This is a genomic window from Kitasatospora sp. MY 5-36 (assembly GCF_001182915.1).
GTDB lineage: Bacteria > Actinomycetota > Actinomycetes > Streptomycetales > Streptomycetaceae > Kitasatospora.
The window spans coordinates 1-776 of record NZ_LFVW01000307.1; the positions used below are offsets into that span (position 1 = coordinate 1).

The 776-nt window shown below is 72.7% G+C and carries 1 protein-coding gene; it reads left to right on the top strand.

Features of this window, described 5'->3' with window-relative positions; translation table 11 throughout:
• A partial coding sequence (locus AE652_RS20785; RefSeq protein ID WP_049653724.1) for a condensation domain-containing protein occupies nucleotides 1-776 on the top strand: 776 nt, incomplete at both ends.

Here is a 776-nt window from a genome sequence, read left to right on the forward strand (position 1 = left end):
GTGCTGTTGGCGCACGAGGCGGTGGCGCAGGCCGCGGTCGTGGCACGGGAAGACCGGCCGGGCGACAAGCGCCTGGTCGGCTACGTCGTCCCGGTGAACGGTCGGAACGTGGACGCGGCGGAACTGCGTCACTTCCTGGTCAAGCGTCTGCCGCGGCACATGGTGCCGTCGGCGGTGGTGGTGCTGGAGGCGCTGCCGATCACGCCGAACGGCAAGCTGGACCAGCGCGCGTTGCCCGCACCTGCCGCCACCGCCGTCGAGCCGAGCGGACGCGCACCGCGCTCGGTGCAGGAGGAACTGCTCTGCGGCATCTTCGCGGAGCTGCTGGGCCTGCCGTCGGTGGGGATCGACGACGACTTCTTCGCGCTGGGCGGGCACTCGCTCCTCGCGGCCCGGCTGATCAGCCGGATCCGCGGCACCTTCGGCGCCGAACTCGGGATCCGCGACCTGTTCGACGCCTCCACGGTCGTCGGCGTCGCCGAGAAGCTCAAGGAGGGCCGCCCGGCGCGTCCGGCGTTGGTGGCGGGTGAGCGTCCGGAGGTGCTGCCGCTGTCGTTCGCCCAGCAGCGGCTGTGGTTCCTCGACCAGCTCGAAGGCGCTTCCGCCACGTACAACAGCCCGTTCGCGTTCCGCCTGCACGGATCGGTGGACGTCGAGGCGCTCCGCGCGGCGATCGGTGACGTGGTCGGCCGGCACGAGGCGCTGCGGACGGTCTATCCCGCGGTCGACGGCCGGCCGCGTCAGCTGGTCCTGCCCGCCCAGGACGTCCAGGTGCC